16 protein-coding genes are annotated in these 14,854 nt (G+C 50.2%); 1 reads left to right on the top strand and 15 read right to left on the bottom strand.

Annotated elements, in window-relative coordinates:
• The 3 genes from FYJ84_RS09685 to FYJ84_RS09675 all read right to left on the bottom strand — a co-directional run.
• Nucleotides 1-2,992, bottom strand: a 2,992-nt coding sequence (locus tag FYJ84_RS09685; protein WP_154407405.1) for a glycoside hydrolase family 2 TIM barrel-domain containing protein, incomplete at its 3' end; no start/stop codon positions are given.
• Between the two features lie 98 nt (nt 2,993-3,090).
• Nucleotides 3,091-4,482 carry a glycoside-pentoside-hexuronide (GPH):cation symporter gene (locus FYJ84_RS09680; protein ID WP_205764188.1) on the bottom strand — a complete coding sequence of 464 codons (1,392 nt, stop codon included), beginning with the start codon at nt 4,480-4,482 and terminating at the stop codon, nt 3,091-3,093.
• A gap of 64 nt (nt 4,483-4,546) precedes the next feature.
• Complete coding sequence (locus FYJ84_RS09675) at nt 4,547-5,023, bottom strand: PTS sugar transporter subunit IIA (RefSeq protein ID WP_205764187.1); 477 nt, start codon at nt 5,021-5,023, stop codon at nt 4,547-4,549.
• Nucleotides 5,024-5,242: 219 nt separating this feature from the next.
• Here FYJ84_RS09675 and FYJ84_RS09670 point away from each other — a divergent pair, with 219 nt between their 5' ends.
• Nucleotides 5,243-6,109 (top strand): AraC family transcriptional regulator, encoded by an 867-nt coding sequence (locus FYJ84_RS09670; protein WP_154407402.1) that lies wholly within the window; start codon nt 5,243-5,245, stop codon nt 6,107-6,109.
• A gap of 20 nt (nt 6,110-6,129) precedes the next feature.
• Here the strand turns inward: FYJ84_RS09670 and FYJ84_RS09665 are convergent, their stop codons facing one another.
• From FYJ84_RS09665 to FYJ84_RS09610, 12 genes are all read right to left on the bottom strand, one after another.
• A complete protein-coding gene (locus FYJ84_RS09665) occupies nt 6,130-8,370 on the bottom strand; it encodes an alpha-galactosidase (protein ID WP_154407401.1) in 2,241 nt (746 codons plus the stop codon).
• 302 nt (nt 8,371-8,672) lie between these two features.
• Entirely contained in the window at nt 8,673-9,821 is a 1,149-nt protein-coding gene (locus FYJ84_RS09660) for a metallophosphoesterase (RefSeq protein ID WP_154407400.1), read from the bottom strand.
• A 273-nt stretch (nt 9,822-10,094) separates the two neighbouring features.
• On the bottom strand, nt 10,095-10,676 hold the full coding sequence (locus FYJ84_RS09655; RefSeq protein ID WP_154407399.1) for a hypothetical protein: 582 nt from the start codon (nt 10,674-10,676) through the stop codon (nt 10,095-10,097).
• 289 nt (nt 10,677-10,965) lie between these two features.
• The gene (locus tag FYJ84_RS09650) at nt 10,966-11,433 is read right to left on the bottom strand and encodes a hypothetical protein (protein ID WP_154407398.1); all 468 of its coding nucleotides are present in this window, start codon (nt 11,431-11,433) and stop codon (nt 10,966-10,968) included.
• Nucleotides 11,434-11,654: 221 nt separating this feature from the next.
• On the bottom strand, nt 11,655-11,948 hold the full coding sequence (gene nrdD, locus FYJ84_RS09645; protein ID WP_154407410.1) for an anaerobic ribonucleoside-triphosphate reductase: 294 nt from the start codon (nt 11,946-11,948) through the stop codon (nt 11,655-11,657).
• Nucleotides 11,949-11,974: 26 nt separating this feature from the next.
• Complete coding sequence (locus FYJ84_RS09640) at nt 11,975-12,592, bottom strand: N-acetylmuramoyl-L-alanine amidase (protein WP_154407397.1); 618 nt, start codon at nt 12,590-12,592, stop codon at nt 11,975-11,977.
• Nucleotides 12,589-13,038, bottom strand: a complete 450-nt coding sequence (locus FYJ84_RS09635) for a phage holin family protein (protein WP_205764186.1) — start codon at nt 13,036-13,038, stop codon at nt 12,589-12,591. The genes FYJ84_RS09640 and FYJ84_RS09635 overlap by 4 nt, the downstream gene beginning before the upstream one ends.
• 10 nt (nt 13,039-13,048) lie before the next feature.
• Nucleotides 13,049-13,285, bottom strand: coding sequence for a hypothetical protein (locus FYJ84_RS09630; RefSeq protein WP_154407395.1), 237 nt, complete (start codon nt 13,283-13,285; stop codon nt 13,049-13,051).
• Nucleotides 13,269-13,475 (bottom strand): hypothetical protein, encoded by a 207-nt coding sequence (locus FYJ84_RS09625; RefSeq protein ID WP_154407394.1) that lies wholly within the window; start codon nt 13,473-13,475, stop codon nt 13,269-13,271. Before FYJ84_RS09625 ends, FYJ84_RS09630 begins: the two co-directional genes overlap by 17 nt.
• Nucleotides 13,472-13,726, bottom strand: coding sequence for a hypothetical protein (locus tag FYJ84_RS09620; protein WP_154407393.1), 255 nt, complete (start codon nt 13,724-13,726; stop codon nt 13,472-13,474). Before FYJ84_RS09620 ends, FYJ84_RS09625 begins: the two co-directional genes overlap by 4 nt.
• Complete coding sequence (locus FYJ84_RS09615; RefSeq protein ID WP_154407392.1) at nt 13,698-14,105, bottom strand: RNA-dependent RNA polymerase family protein; 408 nt, start codon at nt 14,103-14,105, stop codon at nt 13,698-13,700. Before FYJ84_RS09615 ends, FYJ84_RS09620 begins: the two co-directional genes overlap by 29 nt.
• Nucleotides 14,063-14,734 (bottom strand): reverse transcriptase family protein, encoded by a 672-nt coding sequence (locus tag FYJ84_RS09610; protein ID WP_154407391.1) that lies wholly within the window; start codon nt 14,732-14,734, stop codon nt 14,063-14,065. Before FYJ84_RS09610 ends, FYJ84_RS09615 begins: the two co-directional genes overlap by 43 nt.
• Nucleotides 14,735-14,854 lie beyond the last annotated feature (120 nt).

Here is a 14,854-nt window from a genome sequence, read left to right as displayed (position 1 = left end):
AGGTGTGATGTGCCTGCGGCAAATCGTATGGATGGCGGGCATTTTCCAGCTCATGGGCATTATACGGCAGGGCAGATGCCTCAAAAGGCACATCGCCAAAAAGCTCCAGCCCCCTGCCGCGCCTGTCAGTAACCCTGAACCAGCGCACGCCGCAATGATTGCCACATTCCTGTGGCCGCAGATAAGGCACAAATTCCTCAGCCGCCCTGCTGGAGAAAATCCCCAGCCTGGCCCCCTGCTGCCTGTCCCAATAATTGTCACAGCCGCCCAGGCCATAATACTCAATACCGTCATATTCCACCGGCAGTGTAAATACCATGCCAAAATCAGGCAGCTCCGACATACCCTCGACCTTGTCATAGCTCATCTCAACCCGTACAGAGCCATCAGCCCCCAAACTGTACTCCACCACAATCATGACCTCAGGCCGGTCAAGCACACAGTAGGTAAAACGTATCCGGAAGCTGTCAGCTGTATACTCACGGATGCCCTTCTCACCGAAATACTTGTCTACAGTGTACCAGACACCCTCCTCCAGGAACTGAATCCTTTTCAGCCTGCGATACATGCTGGCCAGCTTCCAGAGGGCGCAATCAATATGGCGGCTGCTGCCCCGGTCATTGTCCACCGGCGCCCGCCAGAAATTCAGCTGAGGCTGTTCCTCAATCATTTCAACACCGTTGTACTTGTAGGAAACCAGCGTCCCGGCCGCACTGGAGAACATGGCACTGAACCCCTCTCCATACACGCCGATATTGATGTCGGAGCGGCATATCCTCAGCTGGCTGCCAGTAGCCAGTGGCAGGCCTGTATCCATCCCCGGCAGCTTTGCCAGCCAGTCCTTCATGCCGCCGGCAGCTTCCCTGCATACAGCCTGCTGTCCAAAGGCCACCTCATGGCCTGCCGCCGCCCAGCTTTCGGCCTGCTTCAGCACCAGCGAGGCAGTGTACACATACTCACCCGGCCCGTAGGACGGCCATTTCACAGCTACAAAGGCCTCACTGCCAGGAGCCGCCTCTGCCTGCAGGATATTCTCCCAGACCTTTACGCCGTCTTTCAGCAGGGAAACCACCAAAGCATACCTGCCTGCATCAGTGAACAGGCTCTTGTTGACGATTTTTACGCCGCTTTCATCAGGCCGCAGTTCAAAATTCTGATAATTAAACTTGACCTCCTGCATTTTCGGCGTAACCCGGCGGTCTGCAAAGACAATGCCGTTACCGCTGAAGTTATAATCACTAGGCCTGTCCCCAAAATCACCGCCGTACAAAAATGCCTCCCTGCCACGACAGTCACGGGCACTGATGGCCTGGTCCACATAATCCCAGATAAAGCCGCCCTGATAAAGCTCCTCCTCATCTGCCAGCTCAGTATACTTGTGCATGCCGCCGTTGGAATTGCCCATGGAATGAGTATATTCGCAGCAAATAAAAGGCTTATCCCTATGCTCCTGCAAAAATGCCCTGATATCCGCTGCCTTGGTATACATCTGGCTCTCCATATCGCTGGAACCATTATAACGCCTGTCATGGAACAGCCCCTCATAATGTACCAGCCGTGAAGGATCTGCCTGCCTGAAATACTCGTGCATCGCAAAAATCGTCTTGCCCCCGAAGGATTCATTGCCGCAGGACCAGATGAGGATGGATGGATGATTCTTGTCCCGTTCCAGCATATTCCTCGCCCTTTGCAGCACTGCCTCCTGCCATCTCGGATTGCTGTCAGGCAGGGTATTTTTATCAGGGAAATCACCGCCATTGCGCATCCAGGTGCCGTGGGTTTCCAGATTGGTTTCGTCAATCACATACAGTCCATAAATATCACACAGCTCGTAGATACGGCTGCTGTTTGGATAATGGGAACAGCGCAGGGCGTTAATATTGTTCTGCTTCATGGTGATAATATCCTGCTCAATCAGCTTCAGGTCACAGGCCCTGCCGCTATAGCAGTCAAACTCATGGCGGTTAGTTCCCTTAAAGACAATCCGTCTGCCATTGAGCTTCATGATATTGCCCTCCAGCCTGAACTGGCGGAAGCCCACATACTGAGGAATCACCTCCTGCACCCTTCCCTCTGCATCCTCTGCCACCAGCAGCAGCCTGTAAAGGTTCGGCTCCTCGGCACTCCACAGCCTTACCCCAGGCAGCTCTGCCGCAAATCTGCTTTCACTTGTACCGGCCAGCTCCTGCACCTCATCCAGAAGCTGTTTTCCCTCTGCATCAAACAGCTTCACCAGCAGCCTTTTAGCGGCTGTGCTGTTCCACCGCACCTCAAAGCTCAGGCGGCCAGACTGATAATCCTCTGTCGGACAGGCATGTACAAAAATATCCTCCACATGGATAGCAGGCTTGGTATACAAATACACCTCCCGGAACAGACCGCTGAAACGCCAGAAATCCTGGTCCTCCAGCCAGCTGCCGCTGGAATAGCGGAATACCTGCACCGCCAGCTTATTTTCACCATCAATTACATAAGGTGTCAAATCAAAATCAGCAGGCGTAAAGCTGTCCTCGCTGTAGCCCACGAAGCTGCCATTCAGCCAGACTGCAATAGCAGACTCACTCCCCTGAAAGGAAATAAAGGCATTATCCCAGTTTTCAGGCAGGACAAAATATTTCACATAGGAAGCCACAGGATTGTTCCCCTCAGGAATTTCCCCGGGTACAATTACCTCATGGCCATCCCAGGGATAGGTTGTATTGGTATAATGAGGCTCACCGTAGCCCTCCAGCTGAATATGGGCAGGCACCCGGATGGTAGGCCAGCTGTGGCAGTCATAATCCCTTGCCTCAAAGCCATCAATGCGCTCTGCTACATTCCTCGCCACATGAATGTGCCACAGGCCGTTCAGTGTCCGCCTGAAGGAAGTTACCCCCTCGCTCAATTCCCCCATGCTGGCATAATACTCATGATCACTATGCGGAGCCAATACATTTTCCTCATAATATAGCGGATTGGCCAGCCTGCCTGCATCAAAGCCGTTTTTGTTCATTTATATACCCCTCTTTTCTAAGCAACTATACAGATTGTAGCACAAGCTGCGCACCATATCCGTCAAAGCTTCAGATAAGATGCGCAGCCTGCATTATTTTAGGCTTGCGCCTGCTCCAGCTTTTTCTGCTCCCTGGTAATTTCCAGCATGCTGAGCATATCCTTGTAGAAATCGCCATTCAGCTTATAGCATTTTACATAGATAAACATCATAGTGGCAAAAATAATCGCGGAAAGGACAAACATCAACAGCTTCAGTCCCATGATAGTCTGCTCAGTCTGAGCAATATTCGGCACATAGCCCACAAACTGCAGCAGCAGACCGCCCAGGGCACCGGACATAGCAGAACCGAATTTTACGGACAGCGTCTGAGCCGAGAACACAATAGCCTCGGTACGCTTGCCTGTCTTAAACTCGCCATAATCGCAGGCATCAGCCAGCATAACAGTACCGGATACGCAGATCAGGGCATTACCCATGCTGAACAGGGCGGCACAAATACCGAAAACCACCGTGCTGGAACCAGGAGCACCGGCAAAGAAGAACATTCCAAGGAGGCCGGAAATCAGCAGGGCAAGAGACAAAAGATAAGTGGACTTGCGGGAAATCATCTCCACCAGCTTGGAAAAGGCGGAAAAGGCCACCAGCTGGGAAGCAAAGGAAATCGCACCGAACAGGGCAAACCAGCTTTCATCCAGCACCACATAGCGATAATAGTAGATATTCATGCCCAGGAACAGGTAAATACCAAACTCCTTCATGACAGTCAGTCCAATAATTACCAGCAGCTGATCATTTTCCTTGATAATCCTCAGGGCATCAGCCGGCTTGATACGCTCCTGGCTTTCAGTAACAACATGCTCACGGGTGAACAGGAAGCAGATAACCTCGCAGACATTAAACACTACAGCAATCAGCAGGGCAAAACGGAAATAACCGTCAGAAACTGTTCCACCCATGTTGACCCCCAGAAAAGCGATAATCATCAGGCCGAAGGTAGTAATGGTAGAACTGCCGAACATGGCAAAGAGACGCGGAATCACGGACATGGTGTCACGCACCTTGGAATCACTGGAGAAGGAAGGAATCATGGACCAGTAAGGCACATCCATCAGGGTATAGGTCATGCCCCAGAGGATGTAGGTAACGGCGCACCATACATATACCAGCGTCCCCTGCAGGAAATCAGCCGGATTCAGGAACAGCAGTGCCAGCACAACGGAGTTGATAATCGTACCTGCCAAAATCCACGGACGGAACTTACCATATTTTGTATGGGTATTATCTACAATCAAGCCCATCATCGGATCATTAATCGCATCCCAGATACGGGCTACCAGGAACAAACCACCGACAAAAGCAGGTGAAACCTGCACCACATCAGTGTAGTAAACCATGACAAAGGTGGCTACAATACCATAAACCAGATCCTTACCATAAGCACCTATGCCAAATGACAATTTTTCTTTAAACGAAATACCATTATCCATTACCTTTACCCCCATATTAACAAACTATAATCACTTACACCTGTAGCCGGGCGGCTGGCTCCCCTCAGTCAACCCCCACGAATTTTTTGGCTTCCATCCTGTCCAGATAGGACAGGAACCTGTCTGCCGACTCTGCCTGCAGCAGCTTCTCGCGGTTGGCGGCATCAATGAGAATCAGCGAGATATGCCCCAGCATTTCGATATGCAGGTCATTGGCATCCTTCGGTGCGGCAATCATGAAAAAAATCTTGCTCGGCTTGCCGTCACGGGCCTGAAAATCCACACCATCAGGTACCGTAATCACGCTGAGACCCGGCCTGGCCACTGCCTCGCTCTTGGCATGAGGAATGGCAATACCTGCGGAAATACCGGTAGAACCCAGAGCCTCCCTGGCCATTACAGCCTCACTAAAAAGAGCCTTATCAGTTACAATGCCGTTTTTCTCCAGCAGCTCCGCCAGTCTGGCAATCACCTCATCCTTGGTCTTTACATCGGCAGCCAGCTCAATGCAGTCAGCCGTCAGCAAATCAGAAATATACATACCCATCACTCCTTAAAATATTAAAATATTAAAACATGCAAAACTACACATATATATTTAAACACGCTCAATACACTGAGCATATTGTCAGCCGTTACATCTTGATATACAATTGTCAGTAGAAAGTCATTATGTAATATACAGAGCAAGCTGAAGCTTGACAGGAAAATCCAATACTTTTAGCAAAAATCATAAACTCCAGGAAGGGAGCTGTTTTTTATGGAAGACGCACAAGGCATTGTGCTGACTGCCCACAGCGCAGGCTTATCCATCACCACCTTCGGCAAATCCCATACCTATCCCGGCCATTATTACGGCCCTGCCATGCGCCCTTATTACCTTATCCATTACATCCTATCAGGCAAGGGAGTTTTCCAGAGCTATCACGGGGACTCCCGGACCTACAGACTGCATCAGGGGCAGGGCTTCCTCATCGAGCCGGGCTTCGTCAACCGCTACGAAAGCGATGCCAGCGAGCCCTGGAGCTACATCTGGGTAGCCTTCAGCGGCAGTGAGGCCCGCAGCATCATTGAAGCCCTGGGACTCAGCCAGGAGGAGCCGATATTTTCCTGCACACCGGAGCAGGGACACGCACTGGAACAGTGCATTGACAGGATGCTGGAATTTCAGGATGTCCAGCTTGCCAACAGCTTCCGCCGCATGGCACAGCTGAATGAATTTCTCGCCATTCTGGCCGAAGCCCAAAAGGATACCCTGCCCTCTGCCAGGGCGGATGACTATGTTGCCAGCGGCCTCGCCTACATCCGCAGCCACCTGTCCGAACCCTTTACGGTTCAGAATCTGGCAGACTACCTGCGGCTGAACCGCAGCTACATGACCACCCTTTTCAAGGAAAAAATCGGCATGTCACCGCATGAATACATTCAGCAGTGCCGCATCAACAAGTCCGGCCATCTGCTGGAATCATCCGCCCTTTCCATTGAAACCATCGCCTACTCCTGCGGCTATGCCAAGACCGATTCCTACACACGGGCCTTCCAGCGGCAGAAGGGCATGAGCCCCTCCGCCTACCGCCGCCTGTGCCGGGAAAACAAATACAGCCTCTACCTGGTAAACAACAAATAACTCAAGGTCAGCCTACCGAATTATTTTGCTTGGAGTACAAACAGGCGGGAATAGAAATCGCCACAGGCCACCTTTTCCGCTGTCTTCTGCTCACCGCAGGACTCATCAGTGGTCACAAGGCCGGCTGCCATCAGCTCACTGCCGGCAAAGCTGCCCATGGCCTGCCTGCCCTCCACCAGAACCTCATACTCAGCCTCCGGCAAAAGCCCCTGCAGCCTGGTCAGGGTAAATGGCGTACAGGTCTTTGCCATCAGGCGGTAATATCCCACAAGAGCCTGCTTCCTGTCAGGGGATACCACCATCCAGGCCGCCTCATTGCCGGCAAAGGGATCGAGAAGCCGGTAAAAGGTGCCGAACTGAATCAGCTCCCGATACTGCTTCATGAACTTAATCTGCTCCTTGACCTGCTGGAACTCCTCCTCCGGCAGCCTGCCCAAATCCAGCTCATAGCCGAAGGTGCCAAAGTAAGCTACATCCCCCCGCAGCTTCAGGCTGGTTTCCCGGAATACCTGATGATTTGGCGTAATGGAAACGTGAGAGCCCATAAAGGACAGAGGATAGCCATAGCTGGTGCCGTACTGGATATAGATGCGCTCACCGCCATCGGTATCATCGCTGGTCCATGCCTGCGGGGCATAGTAGAACATGCCCGGATCAAAGCGTCCGCCGCCTGATGCACAGGACTCAAAGAGAATGTGCGGAAACTCACTGGTCAGACGCTCATAGAGGTCATATACCCCCAGGATATAGCGATGGAAAATCTCCCCCTGCTGCTCAGCAGGCCACCCGGCAGAACCGCACTCCGTAATACTGCGGTTCATATCCCACTTGATATAATCAATATTGGCATCCTTCAAAACCTTGTAGATGGCATCATGGATATAATCCACCACCTCCGGCCGGGAGAAATCCAGCACATACTGATTGCGCCCGTGGGAGCTCTTGCGCCCCTCGACATGAATAATCCAGTCAGGATGCTGCCGGTACAGCTCCGTATCCTTGTTGACCATTTCCAGCTCCACCCAGAGGCCGAACCTCATGCCCATGCCATTGATGCGCTCCGCCAGTCCCTTGATGCCGTTGGGCAGCAAGCCCTCCGTAGGCCACCAATCCCCCAGGCCGTGGTAATCGTCCCTGCGGGTGGAGAACCAGCCATCATCCAGCACAAACAGCTCCACGCCTGCCTCCTTTGCCTTGGAAGCAATCCTGACCAGCTTGTCCTCATCAAAATCAAAATAGGTGGCTTCCCAATTGTTAATCAGAATCGGGCAAACCCTGTCACGCCATGCCCCCCTGGCCAGACGGCTGCGGTACAGGCTGTGAAAGGTCTGGCTCATGCCGTTCATACCCTGGCAGGAATAAACCAGCACCGCCTCCGGCGTCTGGAACGCCTCCCCCGGCTTCAGCTGCCAGCTAAAGCCCTGAGGATGGAGCCCCAGCATGATGCGGGCTGTATTGAAGGTATCAACCTCCACCTGTGCCAGGAAATTGCCGCTGTACACCAAAGAAAAGCCGATTGCCTCCCCCTGATTTTCATCTGCGTTAGGCCGCTTCAAAATCAGGAAAGGATTGTGGGTATGACTTGACTGGCCACGCAAGCTGCCAATGGACTGAATACCAGGGCGCAGGTGGGAAACCAGCTTGTGGCGTTCCCTGCTCCACCAGCCTGAGAACTGCACCATATCAAAATCTGCATCCGGCATATCCAGGCTGAGGCTCATGGCCCGGTTCAGCCTGACCACCTGAGAGCCGTTGTTGCGGAACCAGGCACTTCTGGCGATAGCGGCCTCCTCTGCAAAAATCGTATAGGACAACACCAGCTCCATGCCGGTCCGGGCATCCTGCAAGGTTATCAGCAGGGTTTCCGCTTCCTCAGGCTGCTCCGCATAGGTAGCAGGCAGGCCGGACAGGGCAGGCTTCCCTGCCACAATCTCATGGGAGACATAACAGAAATCACTCAGCCTGCTGCCATCCTGCTGTGCCACCTCCACAGCACCCTCACGAAAATCAGTAGTGCCGTAGGAAGGGTACTCCTGCTTAATCTGCTCCAGTGAAAAGGTATATTCCCCCTCATAGGCCTGAGCTGACATAGGACGATAATGCACCAAATCCTGCAAATATCCATAATCCCTGTCCAGGGGCAGCCGCCTGCCAAAATATAGCTGTCCCAGATGGCCATTGCGCAAAACCTTAAAAATGTAACTCACGCTATCATTGCAAAGATGAAATTGTTTGTGCAAATTGTCAAACTGAATTGTCATAAAACGTCTCCTTCACCTAAAAAACACGCACAATTATATTGTTGTATATTGTTTTGCTACTTTTAATTCTATCGTTTTCCCTCTTTCTGAATAGAATTGTATATCATTTTTTCGTTTCCTGCCACCCGCTGCTGTTACTTCTATACGGAAAAATGTTAGATATAAAAAATGTTAAAAGTAAAAGCAGCAGGTACGTTTCTAACAAAACGCACCTGCTGCTTTTTTTATTTGAATATAAGCTGCTCTCTATATTGATAAAACATGCCATGCAGATACTGCAATATTTTCACGCTGTTGCCATATTACCTTCCGCGCAGCGTAAAGATGGCAATCTCCGGCTGACAGCCCAAGCGGAAAGGGAACCAGCTGCCGTTGCCAGGATGGACATACAGCCTGGTAGCCCCCTGACTGTACCAGCCCCGCAGGTATTCAAACACCGGCGGAACCAGCGGCATCCCCTCAAAGCCCAGCTGGCCGCCGTGTGTATGGCCGCTCAGTACCAGCTCCGCATTATATTCTACAGCATTTTTAAGAAAATCAGGATGGTGAGCCAGCAAAATCTTTACAGCATTATCAGGCACACCTTCCATAGCCTTTTTCGTGTATGCCTCTGCCAGATAGTCAAACTGTTCACGCTGCATCGGATAATCCACACCTGCTATGTACAAAGGACGGCTGTCCTCCAGCACCAGGACATTGCTATTCACCAGATTATGAATCCTTTTATCCTGCAGGGCGATTTCCAGAAGGGGAATCCCCCGAATATACTCATGGTTGCCCCGGCAATAATAAATCCCCTGGGGAAACCTGTCACTGTAGCTGTCCAAAAGCCTTGCCGCCTGCATGGTCATTCCAGCATTATCAAAAACATCACCGGTAACAACCAAAACATCCGGCCGCTCCTCAGCAGTTTTTTCCAAAAGCTCCCGAAAATCCTCCAGACTATAAAAGCTCCCCAGATGCACATCGCTCAGCTGGGCAATCCGATAGCCCTCCAGACGCTCTCCCAGCCCCTCTACCGGCACGGTATACTCGACGGTATGCAGCTCATGCCTCTCCACAAAACTGCCGTATAGGCTAAGTCCCAGAGCAACAGCCGCCATAACTGCCACCACATACCTGCCGATATTTGTACTGGAAAAAATCAGCGTTGCCTTTCTATTTGCCAGCAAAGTAAAAAAGAATTTGCCCAGCCATATTGCAGCCAGCAGGACTATTAAAAAAATCTGCAGCATCAGCCAGATAGTTACAGATTGAATAATCACAGCTGTAACCTCTACGGCCTGCTCAGGCTTGAAGCCGACACCGATACCTATAATCGATAACAGATTTAATATCAGGCACAGCCTGTGCACTTTTTTACCCTGCTTCCCCCAAAAGCTACGCAGCAGGATATACATAGCAACATTCAAAAATACCACAAACCCGGCAGCAACAACAATAAATCCCATAGCCTCACCTCAAATTTATCTATACCACACATTCGCTACTTTTGCGAAAACATACACGGGAATTATAACACAAATAGCTGAAAAAACAAAAAAAGGTACTAAAAAACCGAGCCTTGAAGCTCGGATACCTGAGAAACACTATGGTGCGGTTGATACCGCGCCAATTTGGATACAACTATTTGAATTCAGTACCGACTTCGCTAGGGCATAATAATATCATATTGTTCACTTTCAGCTATCGGGGCTGGCTGCTACACCAGCCCTTCTGCCATCTTACTTATTCACAATCTCAATCGCTTCATCGATTGCACTCTCAAAAATTTCCCAGGCTTCTTCTTCGTCATCACAGATTTCTGTGATTTTTGCAGTGCCATCGTCAATAGCACCATCGCCGACAAAGTCCCAGCAACCGCTTTCTTGGACGTCCATAGGATTAGCTTTACGAACAACCTCGCCATCCTGGATAAGTTGCCTGCCTATTCTTATTTTCTTTCCGTCAACCTCGATTTCTGCTAAAACGCCACCAAAATCCTCCATGTCTAAATGACAACTCAGGATGTTATATTCCTGTTTGATTTCCTCTTCGCCGGACCATGTATAGGCAGAAAAATCAGCCATGGCACTCGTCACATTCCCCTCGTCATCATGATACACAACCATATCATCGATGATTTCGGGATGGCTTTTCGGCGATGCCTCCTCAACCATCCATTGCATTACTTGCTCGATGGCCTCATGGGGAAAATCTGCTTCGACATAATCGCCGTAGTAGTCGTCGGATATGTTGTCCCACGGGATTTCCCCAAAAAACTGCCTTGAATCAATTGCTTGACAAAAAACCTGATACTTCCTCATTTTAATTTCCTCCTTTTGGTTGTTATCGTACCTATTATAGTATTAAGATGTTTTCCATATTTTTTATAAGAGATTTTCATGTTTCAGAAAGTGCTCTATAAGTCTAACAACATACTCCGGACAGGCACGCTCGCCTGTTTCCCAGCTGCGCCATGTCCTAGTTGGTACGCCAGTCAGCTCACAGATCTTTATCTGTGATAACCCGCTGGTCTCCCTCATCTCTTTAATTGTCATATTATCAATCCTTTCTTGGGGGCTGGCTGCTGTACCAGCCCCATTTTTTTCTGTATTATTCGCCAAGCTTCCAGGCGCGGAAGGCTGGGCGGTTTGCATAAATGAAATCAATTGCATTATAGTTACGATTGTTAATGAATACCCTGGCATCGTCAACGCTGTTAATAAACCCGATAACATCGTCCTTAATGTCTACGATTTGCATGTAGTTATTTGCGTTGACATGATTGCGGTTCAGGCAGCTCCAATCCGGCTTGGAAGGAACCCAAATCTTCCTGTCTTCGCCAACAACACCGCACCAGGTGCCGCCCTTTACCATCCAGTCAACATCTGCCTGGAACCGTCTGATCATATTCGCCTTGATGTCCTCTGCCCATGCAACCTGCTTCTCAGAACCCTTCATGTTAATTACTCCCTTAGCTTCTGCCCAAGCGGCCTTGAGACACTTGGAAAAAGTCCCCATAGCCTTTCTGAAGTTTGCCCAAGCTTTTTTCATAATCTCGCTCATGTTGTACTTTTTCATGTCCTCAAGTCCTTTCTATGGTTATATTATACGGCACATTGTGCCTATTGTCAATGATTTTTTGTATTTTTTCACTAAAAAAAGCGGAGCCGCCCGGCCCCGCTTCCGACAGTCAATATCTAATATTTCCTCTTGCATATTCCCCCTTTAAAATTAAATAGGCACTCCCACATCCCCCTGAGAGGCCGCAGAAAGTGCCTTTATTGTAGTTACCTATACTTTTACTTCGCGCTGAGTCCATGCTTCACGCGGTCATGTTCCTCCGCCCTTTTTGCATTATTCCACCGTTCCATACCGCCGACTAAATATCCGGTTATGCGCCGGATGCGCTCAAAGGGCACTACCTGTAGTTCATAGTCCAGCACGGCCTGACCGGCATCGTTTGTGCCGATAATCAGGTTTCGTGGCCTGATGCCACCATGCTCGTTTGTCAGCAACGCAATATATGCCAGCACTTCGTCTTTTGAAATGCGAGGAATATTCCGTACTGTGACTTCAACGCCGTTAATCAGCATGTTATCACCTCTTTCCGGCATCGATGTTACCTTGCGCCCCGCTGGTGCTTGTACCAGTTAGCTTTCCCACGGAGCACATCGCCCCCGCGGCTGCCATCAGTAGCCCACGGCCTGTATGCAGGGCTTTCAGCCGTGCCAAGGTACTCTAAGTCACCACGGGTATCTCCATCCCCGTAGCCATCATTCCACCAGGAATAGGGCTTGTGGGTGCCAACACCGCCGTCCTCGTTATTCGCTGCCTCGCCGTGGCTCATCACGTGAGCCTTGTCGATAGTCAGCCACAAGGCAGTGGCAATCCGGTCAATGACCTGTGCCATGACCTCTATCTGCTTTGCGGTGGGCGGAAACCCGCCAAGGCTGGCAGAACCACCGCCATAGCAGCAGCAAAGAGCGATGCCAATGGAGCCGGTATTTCTCCGCCAAGTGTGGCTTTTAGTCTCAGACAAATCATCAGTAGTCACATAGATGCTGCCATCTCCCGTGATATTGATGTGATAATCCTCAAATACAGTGGTATGATTGCCAGCCGTCCAGTGCAGGTAGATTTTCGGCTCTCTGCCTTCAGTTTTCGCCTTGTTCCAGATAGTTTCTCTGGCGGATGCCGCCATATTCTCAATTTCATCAATTGTTACTTCTCTTTTCATCGTTTCAATCTCCCTTCCCCGACCTGCTTCAATGTAGATTTCAGCCTATTCGGTATCGGGACACCAGCATTTGCGATGTTCTCCGTTATTGATAGGCACTCATTTGCCAGATAGAAATAGAGCACCATCGGCATTACCAGCTCCGTGCCTATAACCGCATCCATGATATGCCCCATGGACACCATGAGCAGTATCAGCACTTTTTTCACGATGCCCCTAAAGCCGATACGGCTGTCCAGGGAAAGAGCCGGGCAGAAAAAGGATGCTGATACGCCTGTGATGTAGTCAATAATCATGGCAATTACCAGCCCCTCAAGCCCCACGGACCAGCCGCCGAATAAGTGAGTTACAATCAGGCCTGCCACAGAACTAACCCCTCCTACCACCGCCCCGGCACCTCCCGTCCCAGGCAAAAAATCTTTTATAGAGCAAACTGCTTTTTCCATAGCTTCACCTCTAAAATTTAATCTGATAGAACAGCACCCCGGCACAATCAGCGGCAAAATCACCATTGTCCCACTGCTTATCTATCCACTTTTCCTTGGCTGCACCAATGGCCAGCGTGGTTGCTGCTGCCCAAAAATCATTGAAACCCGCATTCCTTTTCAGCTGGTCATTGATAACGTAGCTGATACCGAAGTGGGCAAACCTGTCAACCCCCACGCTGTCAGCCAGATTATGCTCTGCTGCCATCACCGGTGCCGACAATATTGTCAATAATGCCGTTAATACGATTGTTACCAGCGTATTTCTTATCTTCCTCACGAACCTGCACCTCCATTTCCAGCTGGGAAATGAGGCGGAGCAACCTAACGATTGTCTCCACCAACACATCCACCGTCTTATTGCTTAAAGTTTCTCTCAGCTCCAGCTCGTTCATCACTCAGCCTGTGCCTCTGCCCTGAGAGCCTTGACTTCTGCCTGGAGCGCATTGATTTTGTCACGCACCTCCTGACGCTGCTCAACTAATCCATTCACATCATAAGGCATATCCTTCTTACCCAGCAGGGCGGCTTCATAGCACTTGATGATTTTGTAATCACCGATGGCGGACACAGGACTGGTCAAATCATTTGTGAGATTGATGATTTCCTGCTCTTTGCTGTTAATGATGATCTGCTTCTCGTTTTCCATGTTCGTTCAGCTCCTTAAATAATTTATCCATTTCTGCTAATACCTTCCTGGCATGGTAACGCTTCTTGTCACCGCGCCAGCTTTTATATTGATTGGCGAAATCCCTGTATGAAATTTCTCCGTCCCTGACCATAGCTGCCATTTTGCGCATTTTCCGCTTCTGCCTGCTCAGGACATCTTTAGGAATCCTTCGGATGATTTTCCCGCTGTCTGTCAGGATGTACCTGGTTTTCAGGAACGTGAAGCCTTTGCTCAGTTTGATGATCTGCGTTTTTCCGTCATGCACGAAAATCCCCAGGTCTTTACAAATAGCTTTTATCTCCAGTAGCAGCTTTTTCAGGAACTCTTTGTCCGGGTGGATGATAATGCGGTCATCCATATGCGCATCGTCTTTTCCGGCCTTGGCCGGTCGGGATTGTAATGCTCTAATGCGTTGAACAGCACATCGTCCGGGTTAATGCCCGGCACACATTCAACATCATGCTCATTGGCAGCCAGAACCTTCTGGATTGTGTCCAGTACAGTTTTGTCAGCAACCCTGCGGGATATTTCCTGCATGAGCACATCATGGCGGATGTTATCAAAATATTTGCGGAAATCTATTTTGAGTACATATCCGGCCTTGCCGTATCTTGCATAATGCCACCTCAGATGCTGCTCGAATCTCCGCCTGGTGAAGCTGATACCTTTTCCTTTTAGGCTAGCTCCATTGTCGTGGATCAAATACCTGGACAAAGCTGGCGTGAGGACTGTATCGCACAAGGAATGCTGCATAACCGCATCCCTCACTGTCAGAGCCCTCACCAGCCTCTTTCTGCCCTGCTCATGCAATATAAATATCGCGCCCTTCTGCTGCTCATAGGTGCCGTTTCTCAGGCTGTCCTGCAGAGAGAAAATCTCCCTCATCAGATTCAGCCCGAATTTCTGGGTAGCCTCTTTCCAGCCGCTGCATTTTACTGTGCGCTGGTAGCCACGCAGCAAATTATCGGCACTGGTAAAATCCTGCATTTTTTATCCTTTCCTGCTGTGCTTGCAGATACAACAGCCTTGGCCGGTATCGTCACAGCTCCTATTTGCCACAAAGTGTGGAAGGATGCCAGCTCATTCCCTGCTCATTTTTCTCCTGCC

The organism is Anaerovibrio slackiae (assembly GCF_009695585.1).
In the GTDB taxonomy this organism is placed as follows: Bacteria; Bacillota; Negativicutes; order Selenomonadales; family Selenomonadaceae; genus Anaerovibrio; species Anaerovibrio slackiae.
Note: the sequence above shows the minus strand (reverse complement) of the source record. Positions and strands in the feature narration are given on the sequence as shown.